19 protein-coding genes are annotated in these 15,587 nt (G+C 51.6%); 7 read left to right on the plus strand and 12 right to left on the minus strand.

All coding sequences use genetic code 11. The features are described from left to right. Position 1: 1 nt before the first annotated feature. Positions 2-424: an L-fucose mutarotase gene (gene fucU, locus ACMVME_RS08775; protein WP_068794756.1), complete on the plus strand. Its 423-nt coding sequence runs from the start codon at positions 2-4 to the stop codon at positions 422-424. Positions 425-479: 55 nt separating this feature from the next. Next, the gene (fucR, locus tag ACMVME_RS08780; protein WP_068794755.1) at positions 480-1,208 is read left to right on the plus strand and encodes an L-fucose operon activator; all 729 of its coding nucleotides are present in this window, start codon (positions 480-482) and stop codon (positions 1,206-1,208) included. Positions 1,209-1,400: 192 nt separating this feature from the next. On the opposite strand, the gene ACMVME_RS08785 is transcribed toward fucR, so the two are convergent. Together ACMVME_RS08785 and ACMVME_RS08790 are read right to left on the minus strand one after the other, a co-directional pair. After that, the gene (locus ACMVME_RS08785; RefSeq protein WP_014170703.1) at positions 1,401-1,628 is read right to left on the minus strand and encodes a hypothetical protein; all 228 of its coding nucleotides are present in this window, start codon (positions 1,626-1,628) and stop codon (positions 1,401-1,403) included. 57 nt (positions 1,629-1,685) lie between these two features. Beyond that, positions 1,686-1,880 carry a hypothetical protein gene (locus ACMVME_RS08790; protein WP_032669962.1) on the minus strand — a complete coding sequence of 65 codons (195 nt, stop codon included), beginning with the start codon at positions 1,878-1,880 and terminating at the stop codon, positions 1,686-1,688. A 131-nt stretch (positions 1,881-2,011) separates the two neighbouring features. Between ACMVME_RS08790 and ACMVME_RS08795 the strand changes: the two genes are divergently transcribed. After that, a complete protein-coding gene (locus ACMVME_RS08795; RefSeq protein ID WP_214579409.1) occupies positions 2,012-2,176 on the plus strand; it encodes a YnfU family zinc-binding protein in 165 nt (54 codons plus the stop codon). 296 nt (positions 2,177-2,472) lie between these two features. Here the strand turns inward: ACMVME_RS08795 and ACMVME_RS08800 are convergent, their stop codons facing one another. Then, on the minus strand, positions 2,473-2,691 hold the full coding sequence (locus tag ACMVME_RS08800) for a cold shock domain-containing protein (protein ID WP_014170702.1): 219 nt from the start codon (positions 2,689-2,691) through the stop codon (positions 2,473-2,475). Positions 2,692-2,976: 285 nt separating this feature from the next. Between ACMVME_RS08800 and cspF the strand changes: the two genes are divergently transcribed. Then, the gene (gene cspF / locus ACMVME_RS08805) at positions 2,977-3,189 is read left to right on the plus strand and encodes a cold shock-like protein CspF (RefSeq protein WP_068794754.1); all 213 of its coding nucleotides are present in this window, start codon (positions 2,977-2,979) and stop codon (positions 3,187-3,189) included. Between the two features lie 103 nt (positions 3,190-3,292). On the opposite strand, the gene ACMVME_RS08810 is transcribed toward cspF, so the two are convergent. The 5 genes from ACMVME_RS08810 to ACMVME_RS08830 all read right to left on the minus strand — a co-directional run bounded on the left by ACMVME_RS08810 (position 3,293) and on the right by ACMVME_RS08830 (position 8,300). Further along, positions 3,293-4,009, minus strand: a complete 717-nt coding sequence (locus ACMVME_RS08810) for an ABC transporter ATP-binding protein (RefSeq protein ID WP_014170701.1) — start codon at positions 4,007-4,009, stop codon at positions 3,293-3,295. Beyond that, positions 4,006-4,881, minus strand: a complete 876-nt coding sequence (locus tag ACMVME_RS08815; protein WP_014170700.1) for an ABC transporter ATP-binding protein — start codon at positions 4,879-4,881, stop codon at positions 4,006-4,008. Before ACMVME_RS08815 ends, ACMVME_RS08810 begins: the two co-directional genes overlap by 4 nt. Further along, positions 4,878-6,152: a high-affinity branched-chain amino acid ABC transporter permease LivM gene (gene livM, locus ACMVME_RS08820; RefSeq protein WP_020883360.1), complete on the minus strand. Its 1,275-nt coding sequence runs from the start codon at positions 6,150-6,152 to the stop codon at positions 4,878-4,880. The genes ACMVME_RS08815 and livM overlap by 4 nt, the downstream gene beginning before the upstream one ends. An 11-nt stretch (positions 6,153-6,163) precedes the next feature. Next, positions 6,164-7,078 carry an ABC transporter permease subunit gene (locus tag ACMVME_RS08825; protein ID WP_025203827.1) on the minus strand — a complete coding sequence of 305 codons (915 nt, stop codon included), beginning with the start codon at positions 7,076-7,078 and terminating at the stop codon, positions 6,164-6,166. 100 nt (positions 7,079-7,178) lie between these two features. Then, on the minus strand, positions 7,179-8,300 hold the full coding sequence (locus tag ACMVME_RS08830) for a branched-chain amino acid ABC transporter substrate-binding protein (RefSeq protein WP_020883361.1): 1,122 nt from the start codon (positions 8,298-8,300) through the stop codon (positions 7,179-7,181). 425 nt (positions 8,301-8,725) lie between these two features. On the opposite strand from ACMVME_RS08830, the gene ACMVME_RS08835 reads away from it, so the two are divergent. Then, entirely contained in the window at positions 8,726-9,394 is a 669-nt protein-coding gene (locus ACMVME_RS08835; protein WP_032678447.1) for a YecA family protein, read from the plus strand. Between the two features lie 32 nt (positions 9,395-9,426). Here the strand turns inward: ACMVME_RS08835 and tyrP are convergent, their stop codons facing one another. Continuing rightward, positions 9,427-10,638 (minus strand): tyrosine transporter TyrP, encoded by a 1,212-nt coding sequence (gene tyrP, locus ACMVME_RS08840; RefSeq protein ID WP_032678446.1) that lies wholly within the window; start codon positions 10,636-10,638, stop codon positions 9,427-9,429. 247 nt (positions 10,639-10,885) lie between these two features. Between tyrP and ACMVME_RS08845 the strand changes: the two genes are divergently transcribed. Beyond that, the gene (locus tag ACMVME_RS08845) at positions 10,886-11,227 is read left to right on the plus strand and encodes a hypothetical protein (protein WP_068794753.1); all 342 of its coding nucleotides are present in this window, start codon (positions 10,886-10,888) and stop codon (positions 11,225-11,227) included. A 53-nt stretch (positions 11,228-11,280) separates the two neighbouring features. On the opposite strand, the gene ftnA is transcribed toward ACMVME_RS08845, so the two are convergent. The 3 genes from ftnA to ACMVME_RS08860 all read right to left on the minus strand — a co-directional run bounded on the left by ftnA (position 11,281) and on the right by ACMVME_RS08860 (position 14,575). Next, on the minus strand, positions 11,281-11,778 hold the full coding sequence (ftnA, locus tag ACMVME_RS08850) for a non-heme ferritin (RefSeq protein ID WP_014170693.1): 498 nt from the start codon (positions 11,776-11,778) through the stop codon (positions 11,281-11,283). A 201-nt stretch (positions 11,779-11,979) separates the two neighbouring features. Then, positions 11,980-12,318 (minus strand): YecR family lipoprotein, encoded by a 339-nt coding sequence (yecR, locus tag ACMVME_RS08855; RefSeq protein WP_068794752.1) that lies wholly within the window; start codon positions 12,316-12,318, stop codon positions 11,980-11,982. 103 nt (positions 12,319-12,421) lie between these two features. Next, the gene (locus ACMVME_RS08860; protein WP_251858752.1) at positions 12,422-14,575 is read right to left on the minus strand and encodes an HD domain-containing phosphohydrolase; all 2,154 of its coding nucleotides are present in this window, start codon (positions 14,573-14,575) and stop codon (positions 12,422-12,424) included. A 247-nt stretch (positions 14,576-14,822) separates the two neighbouring features. On the opposite strand from ACMVME_RS08860, the gene ACMVME_RS08865 reads away from it, so the two are divergent. Further along, complete coding sequence (locus ACMVME_RS08865; protein ID WP_020883367.1) at positions 14,823-15,461, plus strand: RpiB/LacA/LacB family sugar-phosphate isomerase; 639 nt, start codon at positions 14,823-14,825, stop codon at positions 15,459-15,461. Positions 15,462-15,587: the final 126 nt, after the last annotated feature.

The following is a 15,587-nucleotide window of genomic DNA, read 5'->3' on the forward strand; positions in this document are numbered from 1 at the left end:
GATGTTAAAAACGATTTCACCGTTAATATCACCTGAACTACTGAAAGTCCTGGCCGAAATGGGCCACGGCGATGAGATTATTTTTTCTGATGCCCATTTCCCCGCCCACAGTATGGGGCCGCAGGTTATACGCGCCGATGGGCTAAAGGTCAGCGAATTGCTGCATGCGATTATCCCGCTGTTTGAGCTCGACAGCTACGCGCCGCCACTGGTGATGATGGCTGCAGTTGAGGGTGACTCCCTCGATCCCTGTGTTGAGGCTCGCTATCGCGATGCGCTTTCACGTCAGGCACCCTGTCCGGCAATTACCCGCATTGACCGCTATGCGTTTTACGCACGTGCCAAAAAATCCTTTGCGATCGTTGTCACAGGGGAGTGTGCTAAATACGGGAATATTCTTTTAAAAAAGGGGGTAACGCCGTAATCTCATGCCGGTGCGCCCGCCTGCGCGGGCGTGTATCGAATGATGGGTGAGAAAAATGAAAGAGGCACGCCAGCAAACGATAATCGACCTGTTGATTCAGCATCATAGTCTGACGACGGACGTTTTATCCGTCCAGCTTAATGTCAGTAAAGAGACCATTCGCCGCGATCTCAGCGAACTGCAGGCGCAGGGAAAAGTGCTGCGCAACCACGGTCGGGCGAAATATATTCACCGGGAAAACCAGGACAGCGGCGATCCTTTTCATATTCGCCTTAAGAGCCACTTCACGCATAAAGCGGATATCGCCAGAGAAGCGCTGGAGTGGATTGAAGCCGGGATGGTCATTGCCCTGGATGCCAGCTCAACCTGCTGGTACCTTGCGCGTCAACTGCCTGACATCGATATTCAGGTCTTTACTAACAGTCACCCCATCTGCCTGGAACTGGGCAAACGTGAACAGATTCAACTTATTAGCTCCGGCGGTAAACTCGAGCGTAAGTATGGCTGCTACGTTAACCCCTCGTTGATTTCACAACTCAAACTGCTGGACATCGACCTGTTTATCTTCTCCTGCGAAGGGATAGACAGTCATGGAGGGTTGTGGGATTCCAACAGGGTCAACGCTGGCTTCAAATCGCTGCTACTCAAGCGCGCTTCTCAGTCTTTATTATTGATAGATAAGAGTAAGTTTAATCGTTCAGGGGAGGCCAGAATTGGGCACCTGGATGAGGTAACGCATATTGTGTCTGACACACAACTGAATGAATCAGGGCTGAGACAATAAGCCACCTGACACATTATGACGCAATTAAGTCTATTAGGGATGTGTTTGTTCGCGATAGCGTTAACGTATTATTCATTCCGTATAAGGTTTTTAACGCGGGGGAGGGTAAACAAAAGATGTTAGCAGCACAAATAAGAAGGGGATTACCCTTAAATAAGGGCATCTACAAGAACAGCCATACATTCAGAATAATTATAAATATTTCTTAGCCGCATCCAGAATTTCCTGAGAAGTCAGCTCCCTGTCCGACGCCACATAAACCACTTCATGATCGCCGGTCAGAGAAGGAAAACCTGCGGACATTATCTGCAGGTTTATCGCTTCACCATTCGGATATTCCTGCCGTATGGATGTAATACCCTTAAGCACGGTGACAACATTGCTCGGTTTACCATTGAAAAAGACGATGACTTTCTTCATATCTCACCTTGTTGGTCGTTATCTGCTTAAGCACCTTCTCTATGAAGGCGAGGGGAATCAGGACGGCGCGAAAATTTTTGTCTGGCTGTCAGGTCTGTCTGCGAATGTCATCGTCGATTTGCAGAAAATGCATTTAGCGCCATACGGATTTTTTTCAGACACATCAAAAATCGACGTTCTGTATTGGGAGCCATGACAACATGGGCATCTGAAGTGAATATTTAAGTTGATATCATTTACCTTTTTTAACATTAGCGGTATTTAATTTTCGAAAAAACGTTGCATTTGTACTTTCTTTGGTTTTTGCAATCATTCGGAAATAAAAGCAAGCAATCATCTTCGTGAACGTGTATGGTGACAGTCGTTTAAATCAGGAGATGCCTATGTCAGGACGTAAAAATACACAATTCCGTCGCAATTACTTAGTTAAATGTCCATGTCCAAACTGTTCAAAAGACTCTGAGCATAGTTTCAGCCGTGTACAAAAAGGGGCTCAACTTGTCTGCCCACACTGCAGCACTCTTTTCAAAACCGCTCAAAAATTCTAAAATGCATTTGCCAGATGATGAATTTGCGTCTTTAAAGACGATCTCATTTGGCAAAGCAACATTGAAGAAGTGATGCTTTTGGAGGTTGCCTGACCTCTTACGCACTTTGATATTTTACAAGCAGCTCGCTTCTGCTTTAAGACTCTTCGTGCAGCAGACCTGCACTTCATCACATCGGTCAGCACACTCTTTCTACGAGAAAAATATGCTGACCTGTTGCTCAGAAAAAGCCTTCTAATCCAGGACCCGTCTACTCAGGAAAAATCCATCATCGTGATCGCGGGTCCGTGATAACTTTATCTATCGCAAAGTATTACGCTTGCAGCAGCAGGGCCTTTTTCGCCACTCTGGATAGCAAATTCGACCTTCTGGCCTTCAAAGAGAGTTTTAAAATCATCACCCTGCAGAGCAGAAAAGTGCACAAACACATCTTTGCTACCATCGACAGGAGAGATAAAACCGAAACCTTTATCTTCGTTAAACCACTTAACCAAACCTATAATTCTTGAAGACATGCAGACTCCTTGTGAGTATTTGAAATGCTAAGAAACGTATAATATTAAACGTATGGACTCAAAAGGAGGGGATATCAGCGATAGCGCCTGGTTATGAGGACTGCCGGGTAAAATTTTTTACGCTCGTGTGTGGATTAAACCAACGACTTCATTAATGCATGAGGAGGGAGAATTAGCAATTTTTATTTTAGCCTTCCGGAAGGCTCACATAAAAAGTGTCACGCTGCATTAGCTTAAAATTAATTTGTGTGTATAGTTAATGCATGTTTTCTAAGAGGATCTTATTTGTCTCGTAAAATGACAGGAATTGTCAAAAGTTTTGATATGCACAGTGGCAAAGGCCTAATCATCCCTTCAGATGGTCGAAAGGACGTTTTTCTCCACATTTCAGCCTTTAATAACAACGAAAAAGAAACGCTCTTTCCCGGGATTCGCGTTGAGTTCTGTCGTATCAACGGACTCAGCGGACCGATGGCCGCAAATGTCTATCTTTCATAAATAATCAGCGAAGATGTTAATAGCGGTAAATTGAATCACCCGCGTCGTATCGCCTGACATATAGTTACATTTATGCGCGACATGCGTATGACACGCGTATGAATTACACTCCGCCTAAATAGGCTTTTCTTACCTCCTGGTTTCCCAGCAACTCCTCGCCGCTGCCGCTGAGGCGAATTTGCCCGTTGACCATGACGTAGCCACGGTCAGAAAGCTTCAGAGCATGATGCGCATTTTGCTCTACCAGAAAAATGGTCATGCCGTTGCGAGCCAGCTCGCGCAGCGTCTGGAAGATCTGCTTAACCACTATGGGCGCCAGACCCAGGCTGGGTTCATCCAGCAGTAGCAGTTTAGGGCGGCTCATTAGCGCGCGGGCGATGGCAAGCATTTGCTGTTCTCCGCCGGACATGGTCATGGCTCGCTGTTTACGGCGTTCTTTGAGGCGAGGGAACAGCTCAAACATGCTCTGCATATCGTCGGCGGCAAATTGATTGCCGACAGGAATGGTCCCCATCAGCAGGTTCTCTTCAACCGTCATATCCGGAAAAATACGCCGCCCCTCGGGTGCCTGCGCTATGCCGCCGGAGGCCACATAGTGGGTAGATTTATGGCTGATGTCTTCGCCGCAAAACAGGATTTGCCCGTTACGAATACGCGGTTGGCCAAAAATAGACATCAGCAATGTCGATTTACCCGCGCCATTCGCGCCGATAAGCGCCACCGTTTCCCCTTTATGCACTTCGAGGGATACCTGCTTCAGCGCCTGGATCACGCCATAGAACACATCCACCTCGCGAAATGCCAGCAGCGGCTCATTCATAGGGTGACCTCGCTTTCATCGGTGCCCAGATAGGCGGCAATCACCTTTTCGTCATGCTGGATCTGCTCAGGTTTCCCCCGGGCAATCACATCGCCATGGTCGAGCACAATAATGTCGTCCGATATTTCCATCACCATCCCCATGTCGTGCTCAATCAGTAATACCGTTATGCCGTGGTTGTCGCGCAGAAAACGAATAATGTTACTCAGCTTATGTGTCTCTACCGGGTTCAGCCCGGCGGCGGGTTCATCCAGACAGATCATTTCCGGGCCGGTGCACATGGCCCGCGCGATCTCCAGGCGCCGTTGTTGACCGTACGACATCTCGCCCGCCAGGCGGTTGGCGCACTCCACAAGATCGACCACCTCCAGCCAGTAAAAGGCCCTGTCCAGCGCGTCGTTTTCCGCCCGTCGGTACGCTGGCGTATTGAATACGCCAGCCAGCAGGTTGCGATTGACGCGCATGTGCTGGGCCACGAGCAGGTTTTCCACGACCGACATCTCGCGAAAAAGACGAATATTTTGAAAGGTGCGCGCAAGTCCGGCGCGGTTCACCAGGTGAGTGCCGCCGAACATTTTGTAGAACAGGCGTTGCCCAAACTGCGCAGGGTGGATCCAGTCTCCTGGCTGGAATTTTTGCCCGAGGATCTGAATGACGTTGGTCGTCTTATTGCGCGTATTGAAGAAAATATTGCCGCCGGAAGCCTTATAGAAACCGGTCAGGCAGTTGAAGACGGTGGTTTTTCCCGCGCCGTTTGGGCCAATAAGCGCAGTAATTGAACCGCGCTGCACGTCCAGGTTGACGTCGTTTAACGCCTTGATCCCGCCGAAATGCATCATCAGATGTTCAACGCTTAATATCGTTCCGTTCATGGCGCTACGCCCTTACGCACGGCAAACCCGCTGCGGTTAATGCGGATCAACCCGCGTGGACGCCAGATCATCATCACCACCATCAGCATGCCAAACAGCAAAACCCGGTACTCGGCAAAACTGCGCAGCAGCTCCGGCGTCACCGTGAGCACAAACGCCGCCAGCACCACGCCAAGCGTTGAGCCCATACCGCCGAGCACCACAATCGCCAGGATCAGCGCCGATTCAAAAAAGGTAAACGATGTCGGGTTGACAAAGCCCTGATAAGTGGCAAAAAACACCCCGGCGATACCGGCAGTCGACGCACCCAGCGTAAAGGCCGAGAGCTTGACCAGCACATGATTTAAACCCATTGAGCGACAGGCGATTTCATCTTCCCGCAGGGCTTCCCATGCCCGACCAATCGGCATCCGCGTCAGACGATGCTTGATATACAGCACCAGCATCACCACCAGGAACAGCACCGTGTAGATAAAGATAAACTTCATGTTCGGGTTGTAGGTCAGATGGAAAAATTCGTGAAAGGGTACGCCTCCTTCTTTGGCACGGCGGCCAAACTCCAGTCCGAAAAAGGTGGGAGGCGGGGCAGAAACGCCGTTCGGGCCACCGGTGAAGGTCAGCCAGTTGTTGAGGATCAGGCGAATAATCTCCCCAAAGCCAAGAGTGACGATCGCCAGGTAATCACCGTGCATGCGCAGCACCGGAAAGCCGAGCAGGGCGCCGGCCGCGGCAGCCATAATTGCCGCCAGCGGCAGCATGCTCCAGAATCCTAATCCCAGATACTGATACCCCAGCGCCAGCCCGTAAGCGCCGATGGCATAAAAAGCGACATAACCGAGATCCAGAAGCCCGGCCAGCCCGACCACAATATTCAGCCCGAGACCGAGAAGCACGTAGATAAGCCCAAGAATGGCGACGGTGAGCACGTACTTGGTAGCAACGAAGGGAAAGCAGATCGCAAGGGCGATAATCAGCGGGATTATCCAGCGCATGCGGCTTTTGTATTCCGGCGGCCGGACATAAACCCCCGCGCTGTCGGCTTCAAAACGTGCCTGGAAACGTGCACCCGGAGCGGTACCTAAAAAAGCGCTCAGCAGAAAACGGCCCAGCATCACGATGCCGACTATCCATGCGAGCCGCTGTCCGGCGAAATTAAAGCTGTATCCGTCCAGCACCACGCCGGCAATCGGGCCAAAAATTATTAACGCAATCAGCCCGGAAAAAATGGCGTCCAGAATGCAGCGCTTAAGCGAAAAGCCGTGAGAGGTCATCGTATTCTCCTTCACACTTTGGCGACAATCGGGCGGCCAAGCAGACCCTGAGGACGAAAAATCAGGATCAAGACCAGCAAGCCAAACGAGAACACATCTTTATAATCTGAGTTCACCATGCCGGAAAATTGCGCCTCGGCGACGCCCAGAATCAACCCGCCGAGCATCGCACCGGGCAGGGAGCCAATCCCGCCGAGCACCGCTGCGGTAAACGCCTTGATGCCAATGACAAATCCGACGTAGAAATCGAAAGTGCCGTAATTCATGGTGATGAGCACACCCGCCAGACCGGCCATCGCCGCGCCAATCACAAAGACCAGCGAAATGATTCTGTCGGTGTTAATGCCCAGAATGGAGGCCATTTTGCGGTCCTGCTGCACCGCACGGCACATCCGCCCAAGCCGGGTATTGTTGATTATCCATGTCAGCAACAGCATGCCGGCGAACGAGGCAACCAGAATAAACACTTTGGTGTAGGTTATCTGAACGAACCCCTCACCGATATGCAGGCGAAGTACGCCATCCAGCATCGTGGGCACCCCTTGCTGACGTGGCCCCTGGCTCAGCTGTGCGTAGTTTTGCAAAATCAGAGACATCCCGATGGCGGAGATAAGCGGTGCCAGACGGGTAGAGTTGCGTAGCGGCTTATAGGCAATGCGCTCGATAGTCCAGCCGTAAACACCGGTCACCACAATCGTGAAGATCAGCGTACCGAGGATAAGCAACGGGAACGACTGCAGGCCGAAGAAGGAGAGCAGCGCCAGGCCAATGGCGCAGAGGTAGGCGGAGATCATATACACTTCGCCGTGGGCGAAATTAATCATACCAATGATGCCATACACCATGGTGTAGCCGATGGCGATTAATCCATAGACGGAGCCCAGCGTTAAGCCATTTATTAACTGTTGCAGGAAGAATGTACTCATCATAGCGCGCTCGTTATTTTAAGCTGCGCGGCACGCGCAGCCTGATGTTTATTACGCGCCGACAGGCGAACCTGCCGGCGTTGAGCGTGACTCCGTCCCGTTACTGAACTTCCTTATATTTTCCGTTATCGTCCCACTGATACACCACGTAGTCAGACACTTTCAGATCGCCTTTGCTGTCCCAGGCTTTTTTGCCCATAACCGTGTCGACGGCATTGGCTTTCAGCCATTCGCTGGCTTTGGCCGAGTCTTTACCGCCCGTGGCCTTGAAGGCCGCGGCAATGGCCTGAACGGAGGCATAAGAGTAGAGGGTATAACCTTCAGGCTCGAATTTTCCGGCGCGGAATTTCTCAATGACCGCTTTCCCATCCGGGATCAGACGCGGGTCTTTACCAAAGGTCATATAAATACCCTTGGTATATTGTGGCCCACCCGCCGCGGTCACCATCTCTTCGTTGACGATACAGTCGCCGGAGAAGAATTTCGCCTGCACGCCCTGTTCACGCATCTGGCGAACCAGCGGGCCGGCTTCAGGGTGACAACCCCCGAAGAACACCACATCCGGCTTTTGCGCGCCGATTTTTGTCACCAGCGCGTTAAAGTCTTTCTCACCACGGGATAAGCCCTCATACATCACATCCTGAACCCCGCGCTTCGCCAGCGCAGCTTTGGTGGCGTCTGCCAGCCCCTGACCGTAGGTGTCTTTGTCATGGATGATGACCACACGTTTGGCTTTCAGCTTATCGATAATGAAATCGCTGGCGACCTGGCCCTGCTGGTCATCGCGACCACACATGCGGAACATATCGGTCATGCCTCGTTCGGTAATGAGCGGGTTAGTGGAGCCGGGGGTAATGGCAAGGATCCCCGCGTCGCTGTACACCTCGGAGGCGGGCATTGTGGAAGAGGAGCAGAAATGGCCGACCACCGCGTTGACTTTATCCTGGTCGACCAGGCGGTTGGCGACGGCCACGGCTTGTTTCGGCTCGCAGGCATCATCCCCCTGAACCAGCTTAATCTTCTCGCCGTTAATGCCGCCTGCGGCGTTAATGTCTTCAGCGGCCTGCGTTGCACCGTGCCAGTACTGATCGCCATAGGTGGCGTTTGGACCGGTAAACGGCCCGGCCACACCAATGACAATATCTGCATGCGCAGAAAATGCCGTCACCAGACAACCGGCCAGCACGAGAGAAAGGGGAGTTCTGATAAATTTCAGCGACATTATTATGTTCCTTAGCAAAGAGGTTTTTGCACCACGGCGTAAACCCGGACGCCGACGGCGCAGCCAATCCAAAAACACGAGCAAGAACAAAATGCACTAAACGAACAAGATCCAGACAACGCCTGCATAATACGGCGAGGTTTCCCTGCGCAGGTTCGCGCGAAGAACATTAAGCAAAATCGTTGCCAGAATGGTTAACCCATTGAGCGGGTTGTGACATGTTTGAGTATAGAGTGCGGTGATATGGCACCTTGTGGGACGCGATGAAATTACAGCGGAGATCACATATCGTTAACAACAAAGCCCATAAGTTGTGCAATGGTCACGATTTGCACGTTTTTGCAGCAATAAAGACCTAAACTTCAGATAGGAAAGCCGTGAGATATGTGTCAGGATCTTTTCCTTTTTTATCAGGAGTGTCAGCGATGACTGAAGGCCCATTGAATGAAAGCGAAATGGCGTGGCTGGAAGAGACATTAATGTCTTACGGTCATGACGATGCGTCCGTGATTGACGTGTCCGAACTGGACGGCATGCTTACCGCAGTCCTTTCCGGCCCTGTTGTCGTTGAGCCAGATACCTGGCTGGTGGCGGTGTGGGGTGGCGAGAAATACATTCCGCGCTGGAAAAACGATCGTGAAATGCACCGTTTTATCGATCTCTGCTTTAAGCATATGAACGACATTGCTGAGCGCCTGAGCGAGTATCCGGATCAGTTTGAGCCGATGTTTGGTTACAACGATGTCGACGGCGAGAGCTATACCGTTGTTGAAGAGTGGTGTTATGGCTATATGCGCGGTGTGGCGCTGACGGACTGGTCAACCTTACCGGAAGCACTGAAGGCCGATCTTGATGCGATTGCGCTGCACGGTACAGACGAGAACAGCGAGAAGCTGGATGAGCTGAGCGAAGACGAATATAAAGCCAGTATTGAGAGCATTCAGCCTGCGGCTCTGCGTTTGTACAATTACTGGGTGGACAACCCACAGCAGCCGGAAGCAAAAAAACCGATTGTTAACGGCACAAAGGTCGGGCGTAACGATCCGTGTCCGTGCGGCAGCGGGAAGAAGTTTAAGAGCTGCTGTTTGCACTAATAAAAAGGGGCTGATTTCAGCCCCTTTTTTTGTTATCCCACTTCCGGCAGCATCCCCGCGGCTATCAAGCACTGCACCAGAATAATCATCACTCCGCAGGCAAACACCATGCACAGCAGCGGTTTGCCGCCCATGACGCGGTACCCTTGCTGAGGATGCTGCTGGCGGCTCTTCCAGGCCAGCAGGGAAGGGAGCAGCAGGGCCAGCACGGATAACGCCACACCTGCATACCCCAGCGCCATCACGAACCCACGCGGGTAAAACAGTGCGAACGCCAGAGGAGGCAGGAAGGTGACTGCCCCTGTCTGTAAGCGTCCTGCGGCAGTATTACGACGCTGGAACAGATCGGCCAGGTAATCAAACAGGCCGAGCGCCACGCCCAGGAATGAGGTGGCCAGCGCCAGGTCGGCGAACAGATGGACCGCCAGCTCAACGTGCGGGGAGGTGACAACCTCGCGCAGTGCCAGCAGAAAACCGTTCAGGCCAGCGTGTTCCGCCATCAGCCCGGTAAAGGTCGACGCGTCAATGCTCCCCAGCGTCACCAGTTGCCAGAAAATATAGGCAATCAGCGGGATGGCGCTCCCCACCATAAAGACGCGGCGTAGCTTACGGATATCGCCGTTCATATAGCTCACGATGCTGGGCACGCTGCCGTGGAAGCCAAACGAAGTGAAAATAACCGGGATCGCGGACAGCGCCAGCCCTTTTTCCAGCGGCAGCGTCAGCAGATTAACCTTGTGAACATGCGGTGCCAGCAGAACCAGCATCACAATCAGGAACAGTATTTTGGCGCTGAACAGAAAACGGTTAAACAGATCGACCAGCGAAGTCCCCACACAGACCACCCCCCCGCCAATAAGCGCAAAGAAGATAACGCCCGTTGAAGGGGTGATATCAGCGTCGAACCAGTCGTTAACGCTGGAGGCGATTAACTCGCCGGCGCCGCTGATATAGGCCGCGGTCAGGGCGTACATCAGGAACATCATGCTAAAGCCGGTTATCCATTGGCCATAGCGTCCCAGGTAGCGTGCCGCAAGAGAACCCAGGCCGGTATCCGCGGGCACATGCTGATAAACCTCAAGCAACAGCAGGGCGGTGTAGCACATCAACGCCCAGAGCGTGCCAAGGAGCAGCAGTGTCATTCCAAATCCAACGCCTGCGGCAGCCAGAGGCATCGCCAGCATTCCTGCGCCAATCGTCGTTCCGGCGACGATAAAAATACTTCCCAGGGTTCTGTTTTTCACGCATTCCTCTACAACGATTCGTAATCGCGACAAATTCTGCGGCGCAGAGTAAGGGAAAAGCCCCGCTTCGTCAAATGACCGTTACAGTAGGTGTAATGAATTATTTACGATATTTTTCGACTTTAAGTAATTTACCCGCACCTGCCCCTTTGGGGGGGGATACCTACTTCGTAAGGGCACTATTTTTGCCGAAAAATCAGGCGTAATTTAAACAATAACTATAAGTTTTCAAATAAAGTGAGGGCAGATGGCGGGAAATAATCCCTTTACCGCGGCGTGGAGCCGGGGCGGTAATTTACTGTGCCATGGTCACTGGATAATCAGCTGGCAGAACCAGGCCCTGCAGCTTCCTGAATCGCGTCGTGAAAAGGATATGGGCACCTGGGCCATTTATTCGATCATCGATCCTGAGGACGACACCTTTGCGCAGGGGCTAAAAGAAGATGAGTGGATCATCGAAAACGTAGACTGGCTGACAGATGTTTTTTTTGACGCCGGTATTCCGCTGGAGACGGCTAACTACCGGTATTTTTACCTGGCGGTCAATACGCAGGACTGGCGGTGTACAAGCTGTGCGGGGTGTATGTAAATCTGTGCACGGAGAATAAAAAGTGCGGCGCTGAAAACAGCACCGCAGCAATATTATTTCTGTGTATCGAGGGTAGAAAGTTCTTTATCGATAAAGTAAAGACCTTCGCCTGTTTTCCCCACCAGAGACAATTTATCCAGCACGGATTTAAACAGTTTCTCTTCTTCGTGTTGCTCTGCTACGTACCACTGCAGGAAATTAAAGGTCGGATAATCCTGGCCGATCATTGCCGCATGAACCAGTTCGTTAATTTTTTGCGTAATCAGCTGCTCGTGCTCATAGGTCGCACGGAACAGCTCATCAAGCGAATTATACTCGGCAAACGGGGACGCAACGTTATCGATGCGCGGCAGGCTGCCCGTGTCAGTCAGATAATCAAACAGACGCTGCATGTGGGTCATCTCTTCCTGCGCGTGGCGGCGCAGGAAGGCGGCAGCGCCTTCAAAACTGTGGTAGCTGCACCAGGCGCTCATCTGCTGGTAGAGAAGGGATGAAAAAAGCTCAAGGTTCATTTGCGCATTGAGCTTGTCGATCATTTCAGTTTTCAGCACGGTGACGCTCCGGGTTATTAATTTTGGTTCACAATGAGCGACACTATAATTTGTTATTTAATTATTTGCAAAACGTAAAATAATTATTTCTTTTTTTAAAATACGAATGGGAATAAAACGCATTGCCGATTTATATTTTATTAATGAGAATTGTTTTTGTTCGTAATGAAATACACTGCCAGTCAATACTGGCAGCACAGATTAATACCACGGATTAGTTGCTTTAGGGTTTACGGCAAAGCCCATGCATTTATACTGGATCGTCACGCTCTCATTGAGACACAGAGAGCCGCTGGTCAGGGTGCAGGTTTTAATGGGCTGGCCATAGGCAGAGGCGGTGGCATACCCCATGCTCTGACACGCTTTAGCTGCGGTGCCGTTATTAACATACTCATCGGAATAGGCGTTTTGCAGCATTGCTTGCCCGTAGTCGAGGCGGACGATGCCATTTGGCGCGTCCAGGGTGCTGACCTCAGCCTGGCGATTAATGTTACAGCCCGCCAGCAGCAGGATCGTACCGGCGACGAAGACTCTTTTCATGGTTCGCTCTGAGTGAGTGGAAATACGTTATCGTACCTGCAGATGTGAGTCGCAATGCGAGGAATAGCCGGGCAATCTGCGCTTTCTCTTTGCGACGGGCCGTTTAGTCGGCCAGGCTGTCAAAAATGGTTTTAAACTTAAGATGATGCAGGCGAAACAGCGCAATAAGCTGCGGGTCAAAATGGCAGCCGTCACCCTCCAGAATGATTTTGCAGGCTTGCTCGTGAGTGAATCCCGGCTTATAGACCCGCTTTTGCCTCAGGGCATCATACACATCGGCCAGCGCCAGAATGCGGGCTTCCAGCGGGATCTGTTCTCCCCGTAGCCCCTGCGGATATCCGCTGCCATCCCATTTTTCATGATGGAAATGGATAATATTCTCCGCAACTGCGCCCAGCTCTAAGCCCTGAATAATCCGCCACCCTTTCACGGTATGAAGTTTCATCTCGGCAAACTCGTCCTGGGTCAGCGGGCCTTGCTTACGCAGAATACGCTCCGGCACGGCAATTTTTCCGACATCGTGAAGTGAGGCAAAATGTTCTATCTCACGGGTCATTTTGCGCGAAAGCCCAAGCTCACGCGCCATTAAGCCGCAATATCGGGCGACGCGCTGAATATGGCTGCCGGTCTCGTCATCGTGCGCGCGGTTTACCTTCTCCAGCGCCTGCACCATATTGCGGTTAACCATCCGGTTCTGGCGTAAATGGCGACGCATCATGATCAGCATACCGATGCTGAACAGGGCCACGATCAGCAAAATCACGCTGATAATCTTCAGCGTGTTTTTAGAAAAATCGGGTAAGTAACTCTGCTCATCCTGACGTTCTATTTGTGTGCGGTATTCTGACAGGCGATGAACCTGAGTCAGCAGATGAAAGAGCGGATGCTGCGGGTCCACCCACGGGCCAATAATAAATTCAGAGCGGGTGACCCCCGCGACTTTCAGCACCCCGCGAAACAGTTCGTTGCCGCGAAGCGTGGACTCCAGCGAACTGAGGTCGCCCAGAATATAGTCAATCTCATCGTTCTCAATCGCGTCGATAAGACCGTCAATGGTTGGCCGGGTCACGATGATCACATCGCTGCCAAAACGCTGGCGTAAATAGGCTGCGGCAAACGAACCGTCGAGTACGCCGACGCGCTGGCTGCGAATACTCTCTTCGTTCCACAAGAAGGGCTGACTGCTGCGATTGTAATAGGCGTTGTGCCAGGCGATGTCGGGGCCGATACGACCCTGTGCATGCGCACTGTCGCTTCGATCAACGATATCAATCAATCGAACCGCCCACTGCTGTCGCGGAAGACTCGAATAGTGATCGATAAAATTGACATCAACCTTCATGCCCAGTAAATCGCGCATGTCGTTAATCATATCAATGGCTGTGCCGTGGTAGCCCTTGCTGTCCCGCCAGATAAGCGGGGCAAAATTCTCGTTTTTGGGCAGGTTGATCTGCAGGCGGTTATGCGCGATCCAGGTTCGCTCCTCCTCTGACAGGGTGATACGGCTTAGCAGGTAATTGCGCTTGCTTTCCTCCAGCATCGTGTTGATTTCGCCGTTGCGATACCAGGTGCCAATCAGCGCATTGATTTTATCCCGCAGGGGAAGCAGGTCAGGGCTGAAGGCGAGGACGACAGGAATGCGTAGCTCAGGAAAGGGCCGGGAGACCAGATAATAGCGCTGGGTATTCTCCATCTCCGGAGCGTCATTAATATAGAAATCAGCCTGGTTGTCGCTCAGTAAGCGAAAAGCCTCGTCGCTGGTGGCGACGAGGCGCAGAGAACGAAATTTAAGGTCGGGATAACGTTGTTGCACGCTGTCGAGCGTCGCGTCGTCTTTACGGAACAGCACCCGGGCATGGCTGAGCTGTCCGGCGGTTGTCACCGTCATCGATGGACTGGCGGCCACCACGTCGTTATCAAACAAACGTGCTGAGAGAATTTTGGTTCTGGCTCGCTTCTCCGTGCGCAATACCCCGGCATACACGCCATACTCATTTTGTGCAAAACGCTGGCTAATATCGGCTCCGGAGAGCGGCCGCAGCTGCAGCTGCGTACCCGCCTGTTTATTGATGGCCTTAATCAGTTCAGGATAAAAACCCTGCCACTCTCCTTGCGGTGTGCGCCAGAATTCGAAGTTGTTAGCATCAAAGATCCAGACCGGTACAGGCTCTTCTGCCCGGGCAGGGGGGCAAACAAGCAACAGACCCGTCAACGCGAGTAGAAAGAGGGAGCGAAGCATCCGGCAGCGCTGATTCACAGGTCAACCCCATACGGTTTTAGCGTGTACTTTTGCAGTCTAGCTAACGGGCTGAAGCGGCAACAGGTTTGCTTTAACTTTTTAATGCACGTTTGGCGTACGGTCTCATTCTCGCTAAATTGTGAACCCGCCTTTGTTTTTTAAAACAACCTTTCATTTAATTTGAAAGGTTGTTTGTTTGATAGTAGGGTGAACAGGTAAAGGTATCCATAGCGGGATCTCCCGCCACGCATTCAGGAGAGATGAAATGAAAATTGCACTGATGATGGAAAACAGCCAGGCCGCGAAAAACCCAGTGATACTGAAAGAGTTGAAAACGGTAGCCGATGAAAAAGGGTTCCCGGTTTATAACGTGGGCATGAGCGACGAGAATGACCATCACCTGACCTATATCCATCTGGGGATTATGGCGAGCATTTTACTGAATGCGAAAGCCGTTGATTTTGTTGTGACCGGCTGCGGTACGGGGCAGGGAGCATTGATGTCGCTGAACATCCACCCGGGCGTTATCTGCGGCTATTGCATTGATCCTGCGGATGCGTTCCTGTTTGCTCAGATTAACAACGGTAACGCGCTCTCCCTGCCGTTTGCCAAAGGCTTCGGTTGGGGGGCAGAACTGAACGTTCGGTTTATCTTTGAAAAAGCGTTCACTGGTCGAAATGGTGAAGGTTATCCGCCCGAGCGCAAGGAGCCGCAGGTGCGTAACGCTGGTATTCTGAACCAGGTTAAAGCGGCGGTCGTGAAAGAGAACTATCTGGATACGCTGCGCGCAATCGATCCCGAGCTGGTGAAGACGGCCGTTTCGGGTCAGCGTTTCCAGCAGTGCTTCTTTGAGAATTGCCAGGACAAAGAGATTGAAGCTTTTGTTCGCGGGATCGTAGGCTGACGCTTTCAGGTGCCGTGAGCCCCACTTTTCAGGTTTGGCACGAAGAATAAAATTGTGATGCGCGTCACAAAAATATTGATTTTTGTGACGATGGTCATATTATAAGCACATTGACGATAAAGTTGT

This window comes from Enterobacter cloacae complex sp. 2024EL-00711, assembly GCF_047529885.1.
In the GTDB taxonomy this organism is placed as follows: Bacteria; Pseudomonadota; Gammaproteobacteria; order Enterobacterales; family Enterobacteriaceae; genus Enterobacter; species Enterobacter ludwigii.

Bases quoted from the DNA above. Each gene is read 5' to 3' on its own strand.
- yecR (WP_068794752.1), bottom strand. From the start codon at position 12,318: ATGAAAAGAGTCTTCGTCGCCGGTACGATCCTGCTGCTGGCGGGCTGT.
- ACMVME_RS08795 (WP_214579409.1), top strand. From the start codon at position 2,012: ATGTCAGGACGTAAAAATACACAATTCCGTCGCAATTACTTAGTTAAA.
- ACMVME_RS08825 (WP_025203827.1), bottom strand. From the start codon at position 7,078: ATGAGTACATTCTTCCTGCAACAGTTAATAAATGGCTTAACGCTGGGC.
- ACMVME_RS08830 (WP_020883361.1), bottom strand. From the start codon at position 8,300: ATGTCGCTGAAATTTATCAGAACTCCCCTTTCTCTCGTGCTGGCCGGT.
- fucU (WP_068794756.1), top strand. From the start codon at position 2: ATGTTAAAAACGATTTCACCGTTAATATCACCTGAACTACTGAAAGTC.
- ACMVME_RS08865 (WP_020883367.1), top strand. From the start codon at position 14,823: ATGAAAATTGCACTGATGATGGAAAACAGCCAGGCCGCGAAAAACCCA.
- ACMVME_RS08785 (WP_014170703.1), bottom strand. From the start codon at position 1,628: ATGAAGAAAGTCATCGTCTTTTTCAATGGTAAACCGAGCAATGTTGTC.
- ACMVME_RS08845 (WP_068794753.1), top strand. From the start codon at position 10,886: ATGGCGGGAAATAATCCCTTTACCGCGGCGTGGAGCCGGGGCGGTAAT.
- ACMVME_RS08800 (WP_014170702.1), bottom strand. From the start codon at position 2,691: ATGTCTTCAAGAATTATAGGTTTGGTTAAGTGGTTTAACGAAGATAAA.
- ACMVME_RS08810 (WP_014170701.1), bottom strand. From the start codon at position 4,009: ATGAATGAGCCGCTGCTGGCATTTCGCGAGGTGGATGTGTTCTATGGC.
- ACMVME_RS08835 (WP_032678447.1), top strand. From the start codon at position 8,726: ATGACTGAAGGCCCATTGAATGAAAGCGAAATGGCGTGGCTGGAAGAG.
- ACMVME_RS08790 (WP_032669962.1), bottom strand. From the start codon at position 1,880: ATGTTAAAAAAGGTAAATGATATCAACTTAAATATTCACTTCAGATGC.
- livM (WP_020883360.1), bottom strand. From the start codon at position 6,152: ATGACCTCTCACGGCTTTTCGCTTAAGCGCTGCATTCTGGACGCCATT.
- ACMVME_RS08815 (WP_014170700.1), bottom strand. From the start codon at position 4,881: ATGAACGGAACGATATTAAGCGTTGAACATCTGATGATGCATTTCGGC.
- fucR (WP_068794755.1), top strand. From the start codon at position 480: ATGAAAGAGGCACGCCAGCAAACGATAATCGACCTGTTGATTCAGCAT.